This is a genomic window from Acinetobacter sp. WCHAc010034 (assembly GCF_001696615.3).
GTDB lineage: Bacteria > Pseudomonadota > Gammaproteobacteria > Pseudomonadales > Moraxellaceae > Acinetobacter.
The window spans coordinates 650,094-671,839 of the sequence record NZ_CP032279.1; the positions used below are offsets into that span (position 1 = coordinate 650,094).

The 21,746-nt window shown below is 47.1% G+C and carries 22 protein-coding genes; 4 read left to right on the forward strand and 18 right to left on the reverse strand.

The window, feature by feature from the left end; all coding sequences use genetic code 11:
* Positions 1-88: 88 nt before the first annotated feature.
* From BEN74_RS04510 to BEN74_RS04545, 6 genes are all read right to left on the reverse strand, one after another.
* Positions 89-529, reverse strand: coding sequence for a DUF3887 domain-containing protein (locus tag BEN74_RS04510; RefSeq protein WP_068913307.1), 441 nt, complete (start codon positions 527-529; stop codon positions 89-91).
* Positions 530-606: 77 nt separating this feature from the next.
* Positions 607-3,582, reverse strand: a complete 2,976-nt coding sequence (gene gyrA / locus BEN74_RS04515; RefSeq protein WP_068913204.1) for a DNA gyrase subunit A — start codon at positions 3,580-3,582, stop codon at positions 607-609.
* A gap of 368 nt (positions 3,583-3,950) precedes the next feature.
* Positions 3,951-4,484, reverse strand: a complete 534-nt coding sequence (locus BEN74_RS04525; RefSeq protein ID WP_068913209.1) for a DinB family protein — start codon at positions 4,482-4,484, stop codon at positions 3,951-3,953.
* A 100-nt stretch (positions 4,485-4,584) separates the two neighbouring features.
* Positions 4,585-5,517, reverse strand: a complete 933-nt coding sequence (locus BEN74_RS04530) for an FAD-binding protein (RefSeq protein ID WP_068913212.1) — start codon at positions 5,515-5,517, stop codon at positions 4,585-4,587.
* Between the two features lie 17 nt (positions 5,518-5,534).
* Entirely contained in the window at positions 5,535-6,287 is a 753-nt protein-coding gene (locus tag BEN74_RS04535) for an electron transfer flavoprotein subunit beta/FixA family protein (protein ID WP_068913214.1), read from the reverse strand.
* Positions 6,288-6,777: 490 nt separating this feature from the next.
* Complete coding sequence (locus BEN74_RS04545; RefSeq protein ID WP_068913218.1) at positions 6,778-7,383, reverse strand: LysE family translocator; 606 nt, start codon at positions 7,381-7,383, stop codon at positions 6,778-6,780.
* A 114-nt stretch (positions 7,384-7,497) separates the two neighbouring features.
* Between BEN74_RS04545 and BEN74_RS04550 the strand changes: the two genes are divergently transcribed.
* Positions 7,498-7,992, forward strand: a complete 495-nt coding sequence (locus BEN74_RS04550; protein WP_068913220.1) for an Lrp/AsnC family transcriptional regulator — start codon at positions 7,498-7,500, stop codon at positions 7,990-7,992.
* Between the two features lie 30 nt (positions 7,993-8,022).
* Positions 8,023-8,637 carry a GNAT family N-acetyltransferase gene (locus tag BEN74_RS04555; RefSeq protein WP_068913222.1) on the forward strand — a complete coding sequence of 205 codons (615 nt, stop codon included), beginning with the start codon at positions 8,023-8,025 and terminating at the stop codon, positions 8,635-8,637.
* On the opposite strand, the gene BEN74_RS04560 is transcribed toward BEN74_RS04555, so the two are convergent.
* The gene (locus BEN74_RS04560; RefSeq protein WP_068913224.1) at positions 8,543-8,914 is read right to left on the reverse strand and encodes a hypothetical protein; all 372 of its coding nucleotides are present in this window, start codon (positions 8,912-8,914) and stop codon (positions 8,543-8,545) included. The genes BEN74_RS04555 and BEN74_RS04560 overlap by 95 nt on opposite strands.
* Positions 8,915-9,402: 488 nt before the next feature.
* Here BEN74_RS04560 and BEN74_RS04570 point away from each other — a divergent pair, with 488 nt between their 5' ends.
* On the forward strand, positions 9,403-10,569 hold the full coding sequence (locus tag BEN74_RS04570; RefSeq protein ID WP_068913228.1) for a YbfB/YjiJ family MFS transporter: 1,167 nt from the start codon (positions 9,403-9,405) through the stop codon (positions 10,567-10,569).
* A 67-nt stretch (positions 10,570-10,636) separates the two neighbouring features.
* On the opposite strand, the gene BEN74_RS19285 is transcribed toward BEN74_RS04570, so the two are convergent.
* Positions 10,637-10,780, reverse strand: coding sequence for a hypothetical protein (locus tag BEN74_RS19285; RefSeq protein ID WP_162898135.1), 144 nt, complete (start codon positions 10,778-10,780; stop codon positions 10,637-10,639).
* Between the two features lie 671 nt (positions 10,781-11,451).
* Positions 11,452-12,708: an NADP-dependent isocitrate dehydrogenase gene (gene icd / locus BEN74_RS04580; protein WP_068913233.1), complete on the reverse strand. Its 1,257-nt coding sequence runs from the start codon at positions 12,706-12,708 to the stop codon at positions 11,452-11,454.
* Between the two features lie 384 nt (positions 12,709-13,092).
* Here icd and BEN74_RS04585 point away from each other — a divergent pair, with 384 nt between their 5' ends.
* Entirely contained in the window at positions 13,093-14,310 is a 1,218-nt protein-coding gene (locus BEN74_RS04585) for a tyrosine-type recombinase/integrase (protein WP_068913235.1), read from the forward strand.
* Between the two features lie 329 nt (positions 14,311-14,639).
* Here BEN74_RS04585 and BEN74_RS04595 read toward each other — a convergent pair whose 3' ends face one another.
* The 9 genes from BEN74_RS04595 to BEN74_RS04635 all read right to left on the reverse strand — a co-directional run bounded on the left by BEN74_RS04595 (position 14,640) and on the right by BEN74_RS04635 (position 21,740).
* Entirely contained in the window at positions 14,640-15,017 is a 378-nt protein-coding gene (locus tag BEN74_RS04595; protein WP_068913238.1) for a hypothetical protein, read from the reverse strand.
* Positions 15,018-15,524 carry a lysozyme gene (locus BEN74_RS04600; RefSeq protein ID WP_068913240.1) on the reverse strand — a complete coding sequence of 169 codons (507 nt, stop codon included), beginning with the start codon at positions 15,522-15,524 and terminating at the stop codon, positions 15,018-15,020.
* The gene (locus tag BEN74_RS04605) at positions 15,514-15,795 is read right to left on the reverse strand and encodes a holin (protein WP_068913243.1); all 282 of its coding nucleotides are present in this window, start codon (positions 15,793-15,795) and stop codon (positions 15,514-15,516) included. Before BEN74_RS04605 ends, BEN74_RS04600 begins: the two co-directional genes overlap by 11 nt.
* A 61-nt stretch (positions 15,796-15,856) precedes the next feature.
* Positions 15,857-16,087, reverse strand: coding sequence for a hypothetical protein (locus tag BEN74_RS04610; RefSeq protein ID WP_068913246.1), 231 nt, complete (start codon positions 16,085-16,087; stop codon positions 15,857-15,859).
* Positions 16,080-18,089, reverse strand: a complete 2,010-nt coding sequence (locus BEN74_RS04615) for a hypothetical protein (RefSeq protein WP_068913248.1) — start codon at positions 18,087-18,089, stop codon at positions 16,080-16,082. The genes BEN74_RS04610 and BEN74_RS04615 overlap by 8 nt, the downstream gene beginning before the upstream one ends.
* Before the next feature lie 12 nt (positions 18,090-18,101).
* Entirely contained in the window at positions 18,102-18,497 is a 396-nt protein-coding gene (locus tag BEN74_RS04620; RefSeq protein ID WP_068913250.1) for a hypothetical protein, read from the reverse strand.
* Positions 18,494-18,847 carry a carboxypeptidase regulatory-like domain-containing protein gene (locus BEN74_RS04625; RefSeq protein ID WP_228200392.1) on the reverse strand — a complete coding sequence of 118 codons (354 nt, stop codon included), beginning with the start codon at positions 18,845-18,847 and terminating at the stop codon, positions 18,494-18,496. Before BEN74_RS04625 ends, BEN74_RS04620 begins: the two co-directional genes overlap by 4 nt.
* Entirely contained in the window at positions 18,840-20,072 is a 1,233-nt protein-coding gene (locus BEN74_RS04630; protein WP_068913255.1) for a hypothetical protein, read from the reverse strand. Before BEN74_RS04630 ends, BEN74_RS04625 begins: the two co-directional genes overlap by 8 nt.
* A gap of 45 nt (positions 20,073-20,117) precedes the next feature.
* Positions 20,118-21,740, reverse strand: coding sequence for a hypothetical protein (locus BEN74_RS04635; protein WP_068913257.1), 1,623 nt, complete (start codon positions 21,738-21,740; stop codon positions 20,118-20,120).
* Positions 21,741-21,746 lie beyond the last annotated feature (6 nt).

The window sequence follows — 21,746 nt, forward strand, 5'->3', positions numbered from 1 at the left end:
CGGCGTCCTTTTCTATTCAATTCCAAGCATTTTAAGCTCGCCGCTCCAAAGCTTTCGGCCCCGCCCCGCTGTTCAGCTTTATGAAAAATCAATTCACTTTTTCGCCAAAAACTGACACGTTCAGATCGCAGATTTTCGCACTGCCGCCGGCTTTGTCAAAGCTGACATCATACTGCACCAAATTTTTGGCATAGCCGTATTCATAGGTCACGGTATATTTACCCGGCTGATTGGACGCCTTTTCAATATTCTTTGCCACAATTTTTCTGGTCTTGAACTGCTCTTTCGGCAAGCCGCGCGCAAATTTATGCAGCTCTTTTTCATTTTCCTCAAAGTGCGCTTTCAGCTCAGGCTCTAAATGCGCCATCAGCTGCTCAAAATTCTGCTCGCGCAAATCATCATAAGCTTCCTGCGCCGCCTGCGCCTGCTGAGGGCTGGGGTCAGGCAGCGAATCCATGGCTTTTTTACCAAGCTGATCGCAGCCGCCTAAAGCCAAAACCGATGCTAAAACCGCATATTTAACTTTCATCATCTTTCTTATCCATTTTTAGACTGCCAGCACAGATAAAAAAGGACGCCGAAGCGCCCTTTCCATCAGATCAAAACTTAACCTTCTTCCGGCCCGTTCAGATCTGTTTCTTTTTCAGCTTCATCTGCAGCTGCTGCATCATCCGCAGCCGCTTCAGATGCTTCCGCCAAGGATGCATCATTCAGCAATTCATCATCTTCTTCAACTGCTTCAATGGCTTCTACACCCACCAGCGTTTCGTTTTCACCTAAGCGGATTAAACGCACGCCTTGGGCATTACGGCCGGTCTGCGCAACTTCTGAAGCGCGGGTGCGCACTAAGGTGCCGCCATCAGAAATCAGCATCAGCTCTTTCGATGCATCAATCGCCACTGCGCCAACCAGCTCGCCGTTGCGCTCTGAGGTCTTCAGCGCAATCACGCCTTTACCACCGCGCTTTTTGGTCGGGAAGTCATCCACCGGGGTGCGCTTGCCGTAGCCGTTTGCAGAAGCGCACAGCACTTCGCCGGTTTCAGGCACCACCACCAGCGAAACAATGCGGCTGATGAAGTTCGCATCTGCATCATCATCTTCCAAATCTGCATCATCCACTTCTTCAGCCTGCGCCGAACCAATGGTGACGCGCATGCCGCGCACGCCTTTGGCCGAACGGCCCATCGCGCGCACATCGGTTTCAGCAAAGCGGATGGCCTTGCCTTCATTCGAGAACAGCATGATCTGCTGCTCGCCGTCTGTAATCGCCACGCCAATCAGGGTGTCTTCTTCATTCAGCTCAATGGCGCGCAAGCCGTTGGAACGCACATTGCTGAACTGCTCCAGCTCAACGCGCTTGATTGTGCCTGCTTTCGTCGCCATAAAGACATAGAAGTTCTTACGCACGCCTTCAGCCTGCTGCGCGAATTCTTCAATGATTTCATCATCCAGATCCACAGCAGAAAGTTCAGCACCCAGCTGTTTCAGCTGAACGCGCAGCGCGTCGGACAGGTCATCGCCATCAGCCAGCTCAGCAAATGCAGCTTCAAGCTCAGCATAGTGCGCATTGATGATTTGATTTTCCTGCAGCTTGGCGGCATTGGCCTTCACGAAACTGCGGAAATCAGCCAGACGCTCTTTGAATTTCTTCGGCGCATCAATCACCGGCAGAATCGCAGTAATGGTTTCTTCCGCCTCTAAAGGAAGCAGATTGACCATTGGACGGCCTTTGGCACCGCGTGACGCCTGCGGCACTTCAAACACTTTCAGGCGGTACACTTTGCCGACATTGGTAAAGCACAGCACCGTTGCATGGTTTGAAGTCACAATCAAATGCTGGATGTAGTCATCTTCTTTCATTGAGGTCGCAGACTTGCCGCGGCCGCCGCGGCGCTGGGCTGCATAGTCCGAAAGCGGCTGGGTTTTCGCATAGCCGGTTTTCGAAACTGTCAGCACCACCTGCTCTTCCGGAATTAAATCTTCACGCGAGAAGTCAATGCGGGATTCAACAATTTCGGTGCGGCGCGCATCGCCGTACTGCTGCAGAATCAAGGCCAATTCTTCCTTGATTACGCCCATCAGGCGGCTGAAGTCATTCAAAATAGCCGTAAGTTCAGCAATCTGAGCCAGAATTTCTGAATATTCAGCCTGCAGCTTGTCCTGTTCAAGGCCAGTCAGGCGGTGCAGGCGCAATTCAAGAATCGCGCCCACCTGCGCAGGAGACAAGCGGTAGAGGCCGCCAGCCAAGCCAAACGGGCGCGCTGGATCTTCACCTTCAATTTCATCCGGACGGATGGATACTGAACCGGCTTTTTCAAGCAACGCCGCAACGCCGCCGGCTGCCCACTCGCCCGCCTGCAGGCGCTCGCGCGCTTCGGCCGGGTTGGCGGAGGTTTTGATGGTTTCAATAATCTCATCAATATTAGCCAGCGCAACCGTCAAGCCTTCCAGAATGTGGCCGCGTTCGCGCGCTTTACGCAATTCGAACATGGTGCGGCGGGTCACTACTTCCTGACGGTGGCGGATGAAGGCAGCAATGATGTCTTTCAGGTTCATCAGCTTCGGCTGGCCGTTGTCCAGGCACACCATGTTGATGCTGAAGGAGTTTTCCAGCTGAGTATTTAAGAACAGGTTGTTGACAATGACTTCAGCATTTTCGCCGCGCTTCAAGTCAATGGCGATGCGCATACCGTCTTTATCAGACTCATCGCGCAGCTCGGAGATGCCTTCCAGCTTTTTCTCTTTGACCAGTTCAGCAATGCGCTCAATGGTCTTGGCTTTATTGACCTGATACGGAATTTCCGTGAAAACGATGGTGGTGCGGCCGGTTTTCTGGTCTTCTTCAAAATGATACTTGCCGCGGATATGCAGGCGGCCTTTACCGGTGCGGTATGCGTCTACAATGCCGGATTTGCCGTAAATGATGCCGCCTGTCGGGAAGTCCGGGCCGGAAATATGCTCCATCAGGCCTTCAATGCTGATCTGCGGATCATTGGCATAGGCCAGGCACGCATTCACAACTTCGGTCATGTTGTGCGGCGCCATATTAGTCGCCATGCCGACCGCAATGCCGGTTACGCCGTTAATCAGCAGGTTCGGCACGCGGGTTGGCATGACTTGCGGAATGCGCTCAGAACCGTCGTAGTTGTCTTCCCATTCGACCGTGTCTTTTTCCAAGTCGGCCAAAAGCTCATGAGTCAGCTTGCGCATGCGCACTTCGGTATAACGCATCGCCGCCGCGCTGTCGCCGTCGACAGAACCGAAGTTGCCTTGGCCGTCTACCAGCTGGTAGCGCAGGCTGAAATCCTGCGCCATGCGGACGATGGTTTCATAAACAGCGAAGTCACCATGCGGGTGATATTTACCGATCACGTCACCGACTACACGGGCAGACTTTTTGTAAGCTTTGTTGTAGTCATTGCCTAATTCGTGCATTGCGAAAAGCACGCGGCGGTGAACAGGCTTCAGGCCATCTCGCACATCCGGCAATGCGCGCGACACAATCACGCTCATGGCATAATCGAGATATGAGCTCTTTAGTTCATCCTCAATGGCAATCGGTCTAATTTCCGATACGCTCATGCATACTCCTTATTATACAGGCAGATTTCCGCCCGCATTTATATGTCGTAAATCTTGCTAAAATTTCACTCAAAAGCATGAGTTAAAATCTAAAATACAGCCGAAAATTATAGCATAAACACTCTTATTTATGTGCGTTATCAGGCAACTTAATCGCCTTAATTTCGCGGTTTGCAATGCCTGAAATTCGCTCATAAATAGCTGCAGCGGCAATCCGCCTGCGGATTGGCTTTTTTCTGCCCAGCGCCGGCAAAAATGCCTGAAGCCATGCCGCGGCATGCCACCTGAAATGAAGGATTTTAAAGCGTCTGAACAGCTTCTTTCCGGCAGCTGGCAGGCCGGGAAACCGGATCAGGATGGCGCGAAGCTCAGACTGAAGGGCTGGCCGCGCGGTACAGCGCCGCATGCGCCCTTTGGAAAAAAATTAAATCCAGCTCCAGGGAGATTCCAGTCAGCCGGTAAACCATGCTGTGCAGCTGCCCGCGGTGATGGCTTTGATGATTGAACACATGCGCCAGTATTTCGGCCAAAGGCTCATGATAGGCCTGATCACGGCGGATATAGCGGATCTCCTGCGCAAACTCCGCTTCATCCAGCGACTGAACATAGGCCAGCAGGCGCAGGTCGTGCGCTTTGCGCGCCTGAATCAACTCCCCGGCATCAGGGTACGGCATGTCATCCAGCGCATAGCCAGACGGCTTAAGGCCGCATATGCGCTCAAACCACAGCACATCGCCCACATACAGATGATTAATCATTTGAATAATGCTTTTAAAATAAGCGCCGCAGTCCTGCTGCAGCTGCTCAGGACTTAATGCCTGTATGGCGGCGTATAACTCCGCATTCGCCCACTGGTTGTAGTGCGCAAACATTAAATAATGATTTTTAAAGCTGTAAGGCATTCCGCACATCTTTTTTTGGCTATATCGCTTATTTTTATCATAAAAAAAGCCCCTGTGCAGAACTTCCGCGCAGGGGCTTTTGAAACTGAAGCTTCAGAAATTAGATTTTAGAAACCAATTCCGGAACGACAGTGTTCAAGTCACCAACTAACCAGTAGTCAGCAACCGCATTAATTGGCGCTTCTTCATCTTTGTTGATCGCAACGATCACTTTAGAATCCTTCATGCCCGCCAAGTGCTGGATCGCGCCGGAAATGCCGACAGCGATGTACAGGTCAGGCGCAACGATTTTACCGGTTTGGCCAACCTGCATGTCGTTAGGAACGAAGCCTGCATCTACCGCAGCGCGTGAAGCGCCTTGAGCTGCGCCCAGCTTGTCCGCCAGCGGATCAAGCACAGTGTGGTAGTTCTCGCCTGAACCCACACCGCGGCCGCCAGATACAACAATGCGCGCAGCAGTCAATTCAGGACGCTCTGATTTCACGATTTCTTCAGAAATGAACTTGGAAATGCCAGCATCGCCTTGAGAAGCTAAAGCTTCAACCGCAGCAGAACCGCCTTCAGCAGCAACTGCATCGAATGCTGTACCGCGCACAGTCGCAGCAACAATCGCTTCGCCAGACTGCACAGTCGCAATCGCATTGCCTGCGTAAATTGGACGCTTGAAAGTATTTGCTGAGTCAACCGCAATAATGTCAGTGATCATGCTGACATCAAGCAGCGCAGCAGCGCGCGGCAAAATGTTTTTGCCTGTCGTGGTAGAAGCTGCAAGGATGTGAGAATAACCCGCACCGATTGAAGCAACTAATTTAGCAACATTTTCAGCCAATTGGTTTGCATAAGCAGCGTCGTCCGCAAGCAGCACTTTGCTTACGCCGGCAACTTTAGCCGCCTGGTCAGCAACCGCCTGCGCGCCAGAACCCGCAACCAATACAGTGATATCGCCACCGATTTTTTGAGCTGCTGCCACAACGTTTAAAGTTGCGCCGTTCAGCGCTTTATTGTCGTGCTCAGCGATAACTAAAATACTCATGATTTTATCCTTCTGTATTAGATCACTTTCGCTTCGTTTTTCAATTTTTCTACAAGCTCATCAACAGATTTCACTTGTACGCCAGCTTTGCGTTCTGCAGGCGCTTCAACTTTAACAGTTTTAAGCTTAGTTGCAGGATTAACGCCGTAATCAGCAGGTGACTTCGCATCCAGCGGCTTTTTGCGCGCTTTCATGATGTTTGGAAGCGCAGCGTAGCGCGGCTCATTCAAACGCAAGTCAGTGGTGATGATTGCTGGAAGTGTAAGTTCAACAGTCTGCAAGCCGCCGTCAATTTCACGGGTCACTTGCACTTTATCGCCATCTACTTTCACTTCTGAAGCGAAAGTGCCTTGGCCTGCGCCAAGAAGCGCGCCCAGCATTTGGCCGACTTGGTTTGAGTCGTCATCAATCGCCTGCTTGCCAAGAAGGATCAGCTGAGGCTGTTCAGCGTCTGCAACGCCTTTCAGAATTTTCGCAATTTCCAAAGCGCCCAGCTGGCTGTCATCCGCTTCAACTAAAATGCCGCGGTCTGCGCCAAGCGCCATTGCCGAACGGATTTGTTCTTGAGCTTCTTTAGGACCAATAGAAACAACAACGATTTCTGAAACAGTTCCTTTTTCTTTTAAGCGAACCGCTTCTTCCACTGCGATTTCACAGAATGGGTTGATTGACATCTTAACGTTAGTAAGGTCAACCCCACTGTTGTCCGGTTTAACACGGACTTTAACGTTGGCATCAACCACACGTTTTACAGCAACAAGAGCCTTCATGTAATCCTCGGCTGTTTTAGCAAATGTAAATGTTGAGAAAAGTTGTATTAACTCTTCACTTTAAATTTTTTAGGTGCCCTATCTTGCAATGCTCACGGCATTTCGGTCAAGCCACAATTGCCGAAAGACCGGTAAAAATGCGTAAATTTCCTTGAACTTAACGTTCACACTTTTTCGGCCCGTCCGCTGCAGCGGTTTTCAGGAATAATTCAGCCAATTTTTAACCATTGATTTTTATTATTTTTTTACTTGATTAAGTTCATCAGCAGATTTGATTTAATGCCTCCTGGCGGCTTTTCAGGCATCCTGCGCATGCAGGAATGCGCTGCCTGCACGGCATGCGCATCATGTCATTTAAGACAGATATCCTGCTATTTTCCGCGCGTTTTATCCAATCGCGCCGGCAGCGGTTTGCTCCGCCGCGGATCCGAGCGCAATAAATGAAAAGCCCGCAATGCCGTGCAGGCTTCCGTTCAGCGCAAATGCCCGCTCAGTTGGCCATCAGCCATGCCGCCGCCACAGCCAGCAGCCCGCCGGATGTGCCGTCAATCCACTTCTGCTTGCGCGCATCAATCTGGGTTTTCTGGCTGATTTTGGCAAATATCAGGCTGAGGCAGCAGTACACTGCAAAGATCAGGCCGATAAATACGCAAGACAGCAGCAGGCCCTGAGCCACGGTATTGCCGGACTTGTCAATAAACTGCGGCAGGATCGCAAAGTAAATCAGCATGCCTTTAGGGTTCAGCAGCGCGGTAAAAAAGCCTTTTTTAACCGGGTTGGCGCTGCCGGCATTTTCAATCGAGAGCTTTTTCGCGCTGAACACCGACTTTAATAGGTGCGCCGCCAGATACAGCAGATAGGCGATGCCGAGCCAGCGGATGGCTTCAAACAGCATTGGAAAAGACACAATAATGGCGGCAATGCCCAGCGCGACCAGTATGGAATGCACCATGTAGCCTAAACATATGCCCAGTGTCGCCATGATGCCTGCTTTTGCATTCCTGCCCATGACCTGAGACAGAATAAACAGCATGTCTGGCCCGGGAGTAAAGACAAGCGGGGCAACCGTTAACGCAAAAAGCAGCAGTACAGACATTTTCCTTTCCTTTTCAATGCTTCTGAAGGAGAAAAACAGTATCTGCGAATTGCGCTAAAATAGGATTTCATTTATTCTAAAATTACCGCTATTTTTAGAATTATATTCTAATTTATGAAAATCTCTTCCAAGTATATTCTAGTAAAGCTTGACCGCATTGATAAAAATATCATTCGCGCCCTGCAGAACAACGGCCGCATGCAGAACAATGATCTGGCCCGGGAAATTGGCCTATCCCCCTCTTCCTGCCTGCGCCGCGTCAAGCTGCTGGAAGAAGCCGGCGTCATTCAAAACTATACCGCTGTGGTTGATCCGCAAAAAATCGGCTTTCAGCTGCTGCTGTTTTCGCGCATTTGGCTGGTGGGTCAGGATGCTGAAACCATTGACAGCTTTATTGAAGCCATGAAAGAGCTGCCGCAGGTTATGGAGTGCTACATTATTTTGGGCGAATGCGATGCCATGCTGAAGGTGGTGGTGCCGGATTTGGAAAGCTACCGCAAATTCCAGTCCACGCATCTAACCAAAAAGAACGGCATCACCAGCGTAAAGACTGATGTGCCGAGCCAAATTATCAAGCAAAGCTATCAGCTGCCGCTGGAAGACCTGTAAAAGCCTGCCCTAAAGAAAAATGGAGCTGACATGCCCTATAGTATTGAAACGCCCAGATTAAGGCTCCGGCCTTGGCGCCCTGAAGATTTTGAACCGTTTGCGCAGCTGAACGCCGACCCTGCAGTGATGCGCTATTTTCCTCACGCCTTAACGGCGGCGGAAAGCCATGCCTTAGCGCAGAAGTTCCAGCGCTTGATTGAGCTGAATGGCTGGGGCTTTTGGGCTATCGAATTAAAGCAGGCGCAGCGGTTTATCGGCTTTTGCGGCCTGCATTTTCAGCCGGATATGTTTGAATTTTCGCCCTGCACCGAAATCGGCTGGAGGCTGGATGCAAAATACTGGCATCAGGGCTATGCCACGGAAGCCGCAGAAGCCTGCCTGCATTTTGCTTTTGATATTTTGAAGCTTGAAGAAGTAGTGGCCTTTACCGCAAAACAGAACAGCCCGTCTGAAGCGCTTATGCAGCGTTTAGGCATGCAGCCGCAGGGCTATTTTGACCATCCGAAGCTGGATCAAGACAGCCCTTTGCTTACGCATGCGCTTTACCGCATTACACCGGCTGATTTTCTAAAAAGTCGCGGTGGATGTGGCTTAAGTCAATCAATTCATATTGCGACAGGCCGAAAGCTTTCCATACCTGAATAAAATCCTGCTTTAAATCAATAGATGCAGACGGCGTTTGCGTTTCCTGCCACTGCAGGTCAGAAATCCAGAGGTAGGCCTGCCGCGTGTCCGGATTCAGCGCCTGCACTTTGCCATTGGCATTCACGCCTTGCACATAGGCATTTTCAGGCAGGGATGGCTCTATATTCGGCAGGCTGATTTCGACAAAGTGCTTCACCTGCCGAAGGCCGTAGCCCGCAAAAATCTCTTTCTGTTCAGGACTGAGCTGATCATATTTATCTTGAATATCTGAAATCATTTCTTTTGCCTAGTTTTCAATAAAATTCTTTAGACACATTCAGCGGAACAAAAAATAATCTCATCCATGCACATTATCCATGCGGCCCACTTTGCATTCATAGCGCTATTTTATACGTGAAAAAGTGACTTATTTTTATTCTACATTAGTACAAAGCGCGGCTTTCAGCTACGGCTCAGCCTCCATGAAGCGCGCAGTTTTGGACAATTTATGTGCTTTCGGTACTTTTGTCCAGGCTTGCTGAAAATTGCCCAGAAGATATTCCGCCGCTATTTGGGCCAAAACCGCCGCAACTGCAAGCCCGCACGCACAGCCTATAGGCGCTTAATGGGCAAATTCTTAAGCTTAACAGTGCGCCCAGTTTTACCCTGCCAGCCTATCATGCTTAAGTTCAAATCCCGCCTTTTTGAACTGCGCGTTTTTCATTCTGTCCAGCGTGGCGCATTCATGCTATTTTTTGACCAAATGTAAAATATCATGAGTACAGGATGTCCTCTAGCCGCATTAAATTAAGCCTCTTCCTCTGCCTGTGCATGTGCCTTGGCATCGGTATTCTGCGCTTTTCCTACACCGCGCTCCTGCCGTCTACCCGCGATGCATTTGGCTGGACAGCGCAATTCGCCAGCATTTTGGGCAGCGCAAATCTGCTGGGCTATTTAATTGGCGCCTTCTGGGCCATGCGCCTGCCGCAAACCCGCATCATGGCAGCCTATATTCAGGCGGCCGCATTTGCCGGCATGGTCAGCCTGCTGAGCTGCGCTTTTTCCGGGTTTCCAGATGCATGGTATCTGTTCTGGCGCATCATTTCCGGCATCAGTGGCGGGCTGATCATGATTCTCTCGCCAAGCATTGTGGCGCAGTGCAGCGAATTAAAAGACCGCTTTACCATCAACTTTATCGGCTTCAGCGGCATTGGCATCGGCGTTCTGCTGGCGACGCTGTTCCTGCCTTATTTAGACCAGATTGCCATACGCACCGCCTGGCTGATTCTGACCGGCTTCGCCTTCTGCATCGGCATTATCCTCAGCCTGCTGCTCAAAGGGCTGAAGCCGCTGCTCGCCAGCGAAATCCCCCGCAGCAGCGCCAAGGCGGAATTGAATACGCTGTTCTTCAGCCTGGTGGCGGTTTACGGCTGCAGCGCTTTCGCCTATGTGCCGCATTCACTGTTCTGGATAGACTATTTAACCCAAGTGCTCAAACTTGATTTATTCTGGATGAATTTCAACTGGATTCTGTATGGGCTGGGCAGCGCGCTCGGCGCATTCAGCTCCTATATGCTGGCAAAAAGGCTGGGCAACTTTCAGGCCTTGAAAATTCTATACAGCGTCTATGTCTTTGCCATTTTTATTGCCGTTTTCAGCTTCAACCCGCTTTATACCTTTATCTCTTCATTCCTGACCGGACTGCTGAACCCTGCCGTGGTTTTCTTGACCTCCTACACCATTCTGCAACTGCATGGCGCCGCCTATAAAAAGCTCTGGAGCATCGCAACGCTGATCTTTGCATCCATCCAGCTGATTGGCGGGCTAAGCTTCAGCGCTTTGCAGCATTTTGGCGTCACCTATCACCAGCAGTTTGTGCTGGCGGCGGCAGTGCTGCTGCTGGGCACAGCGCAGCTGTTTTGGGTCACGCGCGCGCGGACAGCTGTCAATTAGCTCTACTGAATGCAAATAGGCCCCGATTAATTCGAGGCCTATGTATTGAAACAAGGTTAACATTCTATCAGCGGTGCTGCTGGTTTTGCTGATCCGGGTTTTGCTGTTTCTGATTCTGCTGCTTTTGATTTTTTTGCGTCTGCTGCTGTTGCTGCTGCTGATTTTGCTGCTGTTGGTTCTGCTGCTGATTTTGCTGTTGTTGACGAGACATCACATGCAACTCCTGTTCAACTCGGTAAGCCATTGTGGATGGCAATACTCACTTTAGCCCAATTCGCCAGCTTGCCAAGCGCAGAGCTGTTTCAAATTGCATCAATGTAAGCGCCGCCAGAATAATCCAAAGGAATTCAAGCCGCCTGTTTTTAGCGCTTTACCTGAATAACGCATTTGCTCAACACGCCAACTTAAAAACACAATGCTGCATGCTGAATGAGGCGTCTGGACTGCTGAATAAAGGTGACGGCATAAAAAAAACCGCGTTATCCGCAGTAATGCTGATCAGTTAAGGAATTTCGCTGTAAACTTCTTAACCTTTTTGGCTATTCACGGCGGAGTCTTACCGTTTTTAAATCGATTTTTTGGAGCTCGTTTTGTTCCTTGCGAAACAATGTTTCTCATTCGCCAAATGAGTCGCAAGGAAAGCATCTTGCGGCGCATGCGCCTCACCGCGAAACCTGTTCACTTTCTGCACTTAAATAATTTTGTTGCAAAAACAGTCCATTTCCAAGGCCACCGCTTCGCCTTGTACTTCGAATAAAAGCACTGCTTTTATTCTTGCTCAGGTTGCGGATGACGCTTCCGCGTATCAAACAATCTCGCAAGTTTTAAAAAGAAAAAGCCAGTCAGTTTCTTAACTGACTGGCATTAGTTATCCGCAGGAAATTACTTATCCATATTTTCAATAATCGCCTGACCGAATTCAGAACAGCGCAAAAGCGTTGCGCCCGGCATTAAGCGCTCAAAATCATAAGTCACCGTTTTGGCAGCAATCGCGCCGGAAATGCCTTTAATGATCAAGTCTGCAGCTTCATCCCAGCCCATGTCGCGAAGCATCATTTCAGCAGAAAGGATGATTGAACCCGGATTGACTTTGTCTTGGCCCGCGTATTTAGGCGCGGTGCCGTGAGTCGCTTCATATACCTGAATCGCGCCGCCGATGTTTGCGCCCGGCGCAATGCCGATGCCGCCGACTTCCGCTGCCAGCGCATCGGAAATATAGTCGCCGTTTAAATTCAGCGTCGCAATAACGGAATAGTCCGATGGGCGCATCAGGATTTGCTGCAGGAAGGCATCGGCAATCACATCTTTAATGATGATGTCTTTGCCGTTCTTCGGATTTTTGATTTTAACCCACGGGCCGCCGTCCAGCAGCTCGCCGCCGAAACGCTCAACAGCAAGCTCATAGCCCCACTCTTTAAACGCGCCTTCGGTGTATTTCATGATGTTGCCTTTGTGCACTAAAGTCACGCTTGGCTTGTCATTGTCTATTGCGAACTGGATCGCTTTGCGCACCAGACGCTGCGTGCCTTCTTTTGATACCGGCTTAATACCGATGCCACAGTTCTCTTCAAAGCGGATCTTAGTCACGCCCATTTCTTCTTTTAAGAATTTGATGACTTTTTTAGCTTCTTTCGAGTCCGCTTTCCACTCAATGCCCGCATAGATATCTTCAGAGTTTTCACGGAAGATCACCATGTCCGTCAATTCCGGGTGCTGAACCGGCGAAGGAACGCCTTCAAACCAGCGCACTGGACGCACGCAAACATAAAGGTCCAATTCCTGGCGCAGTGCTACATTTAAAGAGCGGATGCCGCCGCCGACTGGCGTTGTTAATGGGCCTTTGATCGAAACAATATATTCGCGCAAAGCGTCAAAAGTTTCTTCCGGCATGTATGTGCCGTAAATTTTTTCCGCTTTTTCGCCGCAGTACACTTCCATCCATTCAATCGAACGCTTGCCGCCGTATGCCTTCTGAACCGCAGCGTCAACCACGGCTTTCATCGCCGGAGTAATGTCCACACCAATGCCGTCACCTTCAATAAAAGGAATGATAGGCTGATTTGGAACATTCAGTGACAAATCCGCGTTTACGGTAATTTTGCTGCCATCCACAGGCACGACGATCTTCTGATAACCCATTGTGCAGGCTCTCCCTATGCAGCTGACACACTAAAAATAATTTGCCGATAGACAATACTTTCAACTTTTCTTAACGCATAATAGTCTAATCGAATTCCATTGCTTTTGAGATTTATAGCGGAAATAACAACATTTCCCGATTGAATAAAACTCAACCGTTTTTAATTTATTGTAATTACAGAAGTCATTCCCTATGAAAATCGTCATTCTTAACAATTCTGAAAACTTCAATCTTATATAATCTGTTTTAATCTACTATCCCCTTATAAGTATATAAATCAGCAAAATTATTATTCCGATATAATCTTTTTCAATCTGTTTTAATCTGCAATAAAAACGGGTATCTTTACGGGTAACATATTCAGTTACCCGTGTTACCCGCCCATGCTCACTGATGCAAAAGTTAAAACTTTAAAACCAAAAGAGAAAACATACCGCATCCTTGATGCTGAGCGGCTCTATATAGAGGTGCGCACTTCAGGGACAAAAATTTGGCGTTTTAAATTCACTCTACACGGAAAAGAAGGTACTTTGAGTTTTGGCGAATACCCTGCTGTAACTTTGCAACAAGCGCGAAAATTAAAAGATGAAGCGCGTACAAAATTGGCTCAAGGCATCAATCCATCTCTGGAAAAGAAAAAGGAAAAGCTGGAGAAGATGGTCAAAGCAAATAACACTTTCAAGGCGATTGCGGAAGAATATGCCGTGGAGCAAATGAAGCATAAATCTGCTGATTATGTTGGCAGGTTTAAAGCCAGTATGGCTCTTGATGTTTATAAAGATATTGGTGCTCTGCCTATTAATGAAATTACTTCCGCTCATATTTTAAATGTCATGAAAAGCACTGTGCACCGTGTAAATAGTTCTGCAAAATTCGGAACAGGTGAAGCTGCGGCAAATTTAAACCGCAGATTTATTGGTCTTGTTATGCGTTACGCAATTATTACTTCTCGACTTGATAATGACCCTACCTATGCTCTAAGGAGTGTGATTTCTCAACCTGAAGTCGAGCATGCCAGAGCTTTAGAGCCACATGAAAAGAAGGAGTTGCGCAGTAAAATAGACAGCTATAATGGGTCTGCAACAGTTCGTAACGCGGCTTTGGCAATGCTCTATTCAATGCTTAGAACTATTGAGATTAGGAAGCTTGAATGGTCTTTTGTTGATTTTGAGTCAAAAACCATTACTTTACCAAGATCGTCGCGACAAACGCAGCAAGAGCGCGTAATGAAGAAAAATAGAACTCATATCGTGCCATTATCTACACAGATGATAGCTTTGCTGGAACAGCAACACTCTATAGCCGGTGATCAAATATATGTTTTTCCTTCGCCGCAAAAGAGAAATTGTATGCTGTCTCGCACGACACTAAATCGTATGCTTGAATATATGGGTTTAAATAAAGTGACTGCACATGATTTCCGCGCAACAGCTTCTACAGCGCTTTATGAGAAAGGTTTTAAAGAGGATTGGGTTGAACTTCAGCTCGCTCACGTGAGTGGCAACAAGACAAAAGCCTCATATAATCATGCCAAGCATTTGGCAGAGCGCAGAAAAATGCTACAAGACTGGGCTGATATTGTTGATAGTTGGAAAGAATAAATGAAAAATTGGATTTACTTCTATATTGAATTTTCGGTCAGACATGGTGAGCCATTTTACAAAGAAACAGGCTGGTCGCTTGGACTGAAAAATAACTATGTTGTTTTGAGTAAGATTAAAAGCTAACTGCTTTTTTTGAGATGGCATTATAGTTAAAGTTTTTATATCGAATTTCCGACTAAGTTGAAGTGAGTAGCCCTCACTAAAGGGCTTTCACAATAGCGCCATGCTTCGCCTTACAGTCATTATATTTGGCCACAGTATCAATAGACCAGAGCATCACGGCTTTACCCTGACCTGATTCCAGCTGCTGCAGATCAGCGCATGGCTCAAGGAGGTTCGCTGGTATTGCTGGCGACAAGTGAGTTGATTGCTGACACGCCATCAGCATCAAAACAATGCTGCTGATAAATAGGACGTTCAACGATCTTTTGCACTGTACGTGTAACCGTTTCGATCCGCGCCCGCTGTTCCGATTTTGCTTTTTCATAATCTGCACTCACTTGGTTGATTGCATTCTGCTTTTCAGTCAATGCGTCTAAATGCTGCTGTTCAGTTTTTTGGATCTTTGCTGCGCACTGCTCTCCGGCAATACGCAACTTTTTGGATAAATGGTTGGCGTATGCCAGCTGACCAAGCCACATAAAAGAAAGGACCGCAATTGCGATCCAATATTTGAATTTCCATAAGACTAAAAATACCGGCATTTATTGTGCTCCAATGCATTTGCTATAGCGCTCAAGCTGCCGAGTCCAAACGCCATAACAATTGTTTGATCGAATACTGCAGTCTTTTTTCGCAACGTATTTCCACTTCAGCAATGAATTGCAAGCCGCCTTGTATTTACCAGCTTTCAGGTTGCGAAGCATAGATGATGAGCGCCAATTCGCAGCACCAAAGTTGTATGAAAAATCGAGATAGGTGTCATATTCAACCTGAGATAACTTCACGCCATGCAGTGAATTGCGAAATGCAATTTCATCTTTGGCCACATGGGCTTTAGCCCATTCTTGTGCTGTTTTGCGTGTGATCGGCGGATCTGTCATCTTGATTTGCTGGCCATTGGGTTTGACTGTTGACCCAATACCCTGTGTAACAACTCCACCGCTGTCACGGTATGGCTTTGCTAAATAGCCTTCGTGTATTTCTAAAGACGTAAAAAAAGCAGCCGAAGCTGCCAGTCCATACGCCAGGTATTTAGTTTTATTCGACATTGCACTCCCCCTTTGCTTTTTGCAGTGCTAGTTGATGCAACTCATCCGCACGTTTGTTTTCTTGTCGCTTGTAGTACCAATTGATTAAAAAACTCATAAAGCTAACCAATAGGCCTGCAATGGCGATAACCAAACCTAGCGCCGTTACTGGATCTAAGCCAAGAAACTTTCCTGATAATCCAGCGATTGAGCCGCCAACCGCTGTTTTTGCTGACACCGAAGTAACCGCTGCACTCGCTTCAGCGATTGCCTGCCCTGTTGTTTCAGACATTTTGCCCCCTAATTTTTGGCAATAAAAAGCACCCGGAGGTGCTGTGGATTTATTCGTAAGCTCAGACTTCTATTTGCAGCACCGGCCCATCCGGCGCACTCCTTTTAATTTCATTTCCTGCAACAAATACCCGCGCACCGAGTGTGTATTTTGTGGCGCTGGTACACATCACCAGCCCTGTGCCGTCAACCACCAAAACCTTATAATTTGGGTGATCTGCATGCTGAATAACCCCTATAAATTCAGCATCTTTCGGGAGCAAACCCATTAATCGTTGAAGTGCATTACTCATGATTCACGCGCTCCACCTTGATTGTTTGATTAACGATGGCATGAGTGAGTGAAACAGCAACCGAATCGCTAATACCCCACCATTCCGCATCAAAAGCCACCAATTCCCCTGGCGCACATTCGCCCACTTCACTTTCTACCGGCATCAATAATGCATGGGTTTCAACCATACCCGCTTTGGCTAATACTGATTTTCCGTATCCACCCATGCTTTCAAATGTGAAAAGTGGATTATTAACAGCTTCCTGCAGTGTATCCGCACTGGTGCCAGAGCGGCGCACTTGTCCAGTCAACCCGTTGCGGTCATTTGTCAATGTTATGCCGTTATAGTCGGGGTAAAGCACATCATCAATAGATTGGCTAGTTGTGATGCTTAATGGGATCAGGCGGTCATAGTCAGAAACTGCGATTGAATCCCAGAAGGTCTTTTTGTACTTCGGCTTGATTGTGAGTGTGCTGCTGTTCTTCTCGCTATAGACAAAGCCGCCGGCACTTTCAGCAATCATTTTAATCACAGCAATTGGTGTTAGGTTTGAATAGCTCAAGCTGTTAATTGGCAATATCCAGCTTAATTCATCAATCAGCTGCCAGTTAAGTTGCACCTGGCTGTTTACCCTATCAAGTTCAGCCTGGCACAGTTGGCGCGCTGTACGCTCATTCTCCTGCAGGAATGAACGTGTTGGTGAATATGGCGCATCCAGCAGCGCTGTCTGACTGCGGCCGGATAGATTAAATGTATCCTGCGCAAACTTGCGCGAGCATGTACGGCTCTCAAGCAGCATCTGATGCTCGTTGCCATTAACCAGAATTTTTAAAATCACTGGCTGTCCAGCAATGGAATTCAGCTTTTCAATTTCCGAAGCCGGCACTGTTAAACTGTATGACCAGCACCAGCTGCTGCGGTCTGTGCTGTAGCTACCGTCCATCACTTGAATTTCTTCGCCGTTGTCAAGGCGCGTTACAGATAAGCTATTCAATATGTGCCACCACTCTTTATTTGGAATTGACGGAATGCAATCATCTGCGCCAAAATTTAAAACAACGTCATGCGAATCAATGTCATGGCATGAACAGACAAAGTTTAGGTCAGTGCTGCCGGAATACTGCGGTATTTCAGGTTCTGGCCACGGATCAATGCTATGCTTCCTGTAGTGAATTGGAAGTGCAGCATCCCAATGGATACTATCGGTCGTTACAAGCTCAAGCCCTCTGTCCCAGTCAAATGAAATTTTCTTTTCAAAAAACTCTGCAACATCATGAGAGAAAGTGAACTGCTTTCGCTTTCTGATTAAATCAGCCCAGTCACTATGCTTGTTAATCCTTAGTTTTTGCGCCTCATCAAAAAGTATTGACCTATTTACTCTAATCCCTAGATTATCATTCCATGCGGAATAAGCGCATTTTGACAATCCAGCTGCTACGTCATGCAGCAAAGAAACCGCAATAGCTAAGCTTCTGCCGGCAGAAAAATCCATGGATTTGGATATTCCGAAAGACATAGATTTATCAAAATTAATCACATTGCTGCGCGAAATAAAATCCGGAATTGACCACGGAAGATCATTAATGCCAAGCGCAGTATCCGAATAATCAAACCCAAGTGAAGCATCAAGGCTTACGCCAAGAATATGGTTTATGTTGCCAATTGCTTGAGATTCGGAGGATAGTGAATTATTAATTACGATATCGATTGAGCAAAATTGGTTGACTGGAACAGCAATCAGATTGGGGTTTACTGCAGTATTTAAAATTAGATCTATCTGTACAGTTTGACCTGAAATTGTTTGAATATCTGGAATAACAGCTGCACTTACCGCAACATCAACCTGATTATTCTCATGAGATTCTGCATAAATATCAGCAGCAGTTGATGTATTTAAAGTCACATCAATTTGCGCAATATTCTGATCAACCGATCCAAATTCTAAATCGGTTGATCCGGTCAAAACATCTTGAAAATTTAAGTCTACGTGGTGCGCGTCTGGCGGAATGTAATTTGACACATGCTCACCACTTTATATTGCCGGCCTCAATTTGAAGCTATTAACCATCAATGTGCTGCCTAGCGCCAAATCGGGGTTTGCAAGTGAAATTCCATCTCCGATGGAGATGTCAATATATCCTTTAGCATCGCCGCTAAATACTCTGGCCCATGTTGCTGTTCCTGCTTTTGTAACCAGCGCAGCATCTGTCTGGTGAAGCTCAATGTAGTCAATTCCGGTTGCCTTAAAGCATGGCTTTGGGAATGTCAGGGTGACCAACTTCTGACTGTCATCAGCAGGATCAGAAACTGCAGCTGGTTTTGCACCTGAAAAAAAGGCAATTGTGGCATTTTGACTTCCGCTGTCCAAAAATATGGTATGCGCATGAATCCCGGCAAGGCCCGCTTCAAGTGAAGTATTTACACTCATTTTGCTATCACCTTATCTGAAATTACCGCGTTATATTCACCAGCTGGATCAAATGCCACAATAAAGCACTCAAGGCCCTTTTTGATGTTTCGGAAATTGTATGACCCATCTGAGTTTGATTTTGTTTCCCATATCAATTCTCTGGTATCCCTCTTAAACACACATACCGGGACTGGGGAATATGCATTTCCAAGCTTTTTAACCGTTCCAAGTATTCTTCCAAAGCCATGATTTTGGCTTGATACAGTAATCACCTGTCTGTGAATATTGATTTTCCTGTATTTCATTGATGCAAGTTTTTCGAAATTTGGAGTATACCCACCCCAAAAAACCCTGAGAATCCTAATCAATTTTGACCTCCTCAATTGGTACAGCCATATAGAAAGCACGCGACTTGTCATTAAGTGACCCGGAGTGACATATAGCAATATTGCTTTCAAGGTCAATATCTTGCGTCATCATTGGAAGGTTTGTTTTTGAAATAACTGGCGCTACAAAACCTGCAGAATATTTGCACTTATACGCTCCGTAACAATACCCTAAATGCTGCCCGCTTGACCGTTCATAAATTGCTATATTTTCCGCAGTTGTTGTGCTAAATGTGTCAATTTCAGCAGAGAGTATTGAGCTAAGTGCTGACTGCTCTCCAGATGAAAGACCATATGGTGATGTTGTATATCCGGCTTGAAAAACCACACCAACCCTGCCGACATAGGCAACACCGCTACCAACAGTCGAATAAAAATTACCGTAATATTCCTCGCCAGATGATGATGTATCGCTTTGCTGCGCCTTTGAGATTAAAACAGGGTATTCAAGGACAGTGTAATCATGGGTTGCTATCGGCAATATTCCATAGATTTCAATTGGAAATTGAGATCCCCAGCAGATTGGCAAAACCAAGTGGTATTCACTGCCAATAAGTATTGCATTCCCATATATCGAATAGCCTTCGCTGTGTGTGAAATTGTTGTGATCACTTCCTAATGTACAGCCATCCCATCTGGGGAGGTATGATGCGCTTGGGGACATAACTGAGGCTGTGCTCTGTAATGCATTTGGGTCATTAATGAAACCTGTTTGCTGATCAAATGTTTTTCCAATGCAAACCGCAATAGCATTTCGATGTGATGCATTGCTTTGAAAGCACATCCGAGCATACCTGTCCGTGCCATCGATATGCTTGAATTTGTAAACTTGGATATTATTTTGCTCATATGCGATTTCCCACCCAAGTGGGGCTACAAAAGTAGTGAATCCACCTGAAACCATTGCAGGCGCATTATCAATCGTCAGTGTTACAGTATTACTTGTTACGCTATCAATAACGTACTCGCCATTTAAGTTATTAGCATTAAGCTTCAATACACGGCCAGCTGCATATCCATGACTCACACCATATGTCAGCACCACTTGGTTTCCTGTTACACCCACACCTGAAACAGTTTTAGTGTTGTATCCAATTGCAAGCATCTTCTTAAAGCGGTCTGGAAATAGATTTTTTGATCCTGCGCAAAAATCCAGCCCGGCATCTGAAAAATCAAACATTTTTGTCTGTGTTTGTTTCATTGTCATTTTCGTTGCTCGTAAAAAAGACCGCTCTAAGCGGCCGTATCTGAATTAATTTTTTACCGCGCGGTCAATATCACCGCGCAGCATAATCTGGAACTGATCAGAAATAACAGCCGGCTCTGACTGTTTAACTGTACGAATTGCCCACACTGGAAAATTTGCAGCGACTGTATTCTTGCGCATAACATTTCCGCTCACCCATCCGCTACCCCATCCTTCTTTCTTGATTTTGAAGTATGGGGCACCAGTGACTGGATTGATCGGCGCGAAGTCAAAATCCTTACTTCCTGTGTCAATCTGACCGGAGTACTCACCAATGCAGCGGAAATTTGTTGCATCCGTGAATACGATCGCCCAACGCTCTTGAATCGCACCTTCATTTGTCACTTCGATTGGATATAGCGCATCATTGTAATTTGCTGAAATTGCACCGCCTGATGGCTCATCTGACCAGACCGAATTCCATGACTGCTGCACGAATAGATTTGTGTAGCGCGCCTGCATTTCATCAATAACCAAGGCTGAGCCAACAATGGTATTTCCAGCTTCATAGTTATGCGTTAGAGGCTTGGTAAATGTCAGCTGACCATTGATCTGCACATCACGGATCAGACCCATATCTTGATAGCGGTATTTCGCTTTCAATGGAGGAGTCAGCGCGTTCAATGCAAAGTCTCCATTCAGTGTGAACTTGCCGTAATCATAGTCCACAACATACATATCAAATGGTACTTTCATGCCGTTTGTATCTTCAAGTTCACACCATGAAATACGCTGATCTGGCAGCTGATACGCCTTCCCTGCAACATGATCAGGCATTGCAAATTCTTTGCTTGCGCTAACAATGCCAATACCGCCGACACGGAAAACCGGCACCCGGCCATCCAGCGGCAACCGTGTTGCTGACAGGCCGATCACTTCAGAATCAAGCGGAATATAGGTGTATGCCACGGCGTTATATCGTGCAGATGATGGAATTACCCAGACAGGTACATTGATATATGTTTTACCCGACTCGGCATACTCAAGAATCTGAGAATACCAACCATTGGCCTCTATGTCTGGGCGGTTCTGTGCTGTAATTTCCGTTTTTTCATGAAAGTAGACGCTCACCATTCCAGTTTCATAATTTATTTCACCATGCGCCCGGCTTGTTTCAATTTTCCCATTTTCATCTGCTGTCAGCGTCATCTGGCCGAAGTCGAGTGATGCAACAACGATTGTTAGGGACTGTGGCCGAATCGGAATGGCTGGAGTTCTGAAGCTGATCTTATTGACTGGAAGCATATCCGTTGTTGTCGCCAGAGACTTAAGAAGTATTGAATTGGGCGCACCAGGTGTCCAGCTGTCAATTTCAACCTTTCCAGTTCCGTACTGAATCAAACCTGATGCGATTCCACTGTTGTTTGCCGGATCAACATTTCGGTACAGCGTGCCGGAACGATCAATAAAAGTATCACCCCCGACTGCAAAGCGAACAGATCCAGACAATATCTGCTCATCAAATCCAGATGATAGATCAGTTTTCAGCTTATCCGCAGTGAATGTCTTTGACTGCGAGTTAAGCCCAGATGTATCGCGGTACTTAACTTGAATATCGGTCGGAGTGACCGCCTTCATGACAATATCGGTTCCGATAATTTTTGACGTCTGCGGTGAATAAAATGCCATAAATCC

Coding starts and splice junctions, on each gene's coding strand:
- BEN74_RS04510 (WP_068913307.1), bottom strand. CDS start 529: ATGAAAGTTAAATATGCGGTTTTAGCATCGGTTTTGGCTTTAGGCGGC.
- gyrA (WP_068913204.1), bottom strand. CDS start 3,582: ATGAGCGTATCGGAAATTAGACCGATTGCCATTGAGGATGAACTAAAG.
- BEN74_RS04525 (WP_068913209.1), bottom strand. CDS start 4,484: ATGCCTTACAGCTTTAAAAATCATTATTTAATGTTTGCGCACTACAAC.
- BEN74_RS04530 (WP_068913212.1), bottom strand. CDS start 5,517: ATGAGTATTTTAGTTATCGCTGAGCACGACAATAAAGCGCTGAACGGC.
- BEN74_RS04535 (WP_068913214.1), bottom strand. CDS start 6,287: ATGAAGGCTCTTGTTGCTGTAAAACGTGTGGTTGATGCCAACGTTAAA.
- BEN74_RS04545 (WP_068913218.1), bottom strand. CDS start 7,383: ATGTCTGTACTGCTGCTTTTTGCGTTAACGGTTGCCCCGCTTGTCTTT.
- BEN74_RS04550 (WP_068913220.1), top strand. CDS start 7,498: ATGAAAATCTCTTCCAAGTATATTCTAGTAAAGCTTGACCGCATTGAT.
- BEN74_RS04555 (WP_068913222.1), top strand. CDS start 8,023: ATGCCCTATAGTATTGAAACGCCCAGATTAAGGCTCCGGCCTTGGCGC.
- BEN74_RS04560 (WP_068913224.1), bottom strand. CDS start 8,914: ATGATTTCAGATATTCAAGATAAATATGATCAGCTCAGTCCTGAACAG.
- BEN74_RS04570 (WP_068913228.1), top strand. CDS start 9,403: ATGTCCTCTAGCCGCATTAAATTAAGCCTCTTCCTCTGCCTGTGCATG.
- BEN74_RS19285 (WP_162898135.1), bottom strand. CDS start 10,780: ATGTCTCGTCAACAACAGCAAAATCAGCAGCAGAACCAACAGCAGCAA.
- icd (WP_068913233.1), bottom strand. CDS start 12,708: ATGGGTTATCAGAAGATCGTCGTGCCTGTGGATGGCAGCAAAATTACC.
- BEN74_RS04585 (WP_068913235.1), top strand. CDS start 13,093: ATGCTCACTGATGCAAAAGTTAAAACTTTAAAACCAAAAGAGAAAACA.
- BEN74_RS04595 (WP_068913238.1), bottom strand. CDS start 15,017: ATGCCGGTATTTTTAGTCTTATGGAAATTCAAATATTGGATCGCAATT.
- BEN74_RS04600 (WP_068913240.1), bottom strand. CDS start 15,524: ATGTCGAATAAAACTAAATACCTGGCGTATGGACTGGCAGCTTCGGCT.
- BEN74_RS04605 (WP_068913243.1), bottom strand. CDS start 15,795: ATGTCTGAAACAACAGGGCAGGCAATCGCTGAAGCGAGTGCAGCGGTT.
- BEN74_RS04610 (WP_068913246.1), bottom strand. CDS start 16,087: ATGAGTAATGCACTTCAACGATTAATGGGTTTGCTCCCGAAAGATGCT.
- BEN74_RS04620 (WP_068913250.1), bottom strand. CDS start 18,497: ATGAGTGTAAATACTTCACTTGAAGCGGGCCTTGCCGGGATTCATGCG.
- BEN74_RS04630 (WP_068913255.1), bottom strand. CDS start 20,072: ATGACAATGAAACAAACACAGACAAAAATGTTTGATTTTTCAGATGCC.
- BEN74_RS04635 (WP_068913257.1), bottom strand. CDS start 21,740: ATGGCATTTTATTCACCGCAGACGTCAAAAATTATCGGAACCGATATT.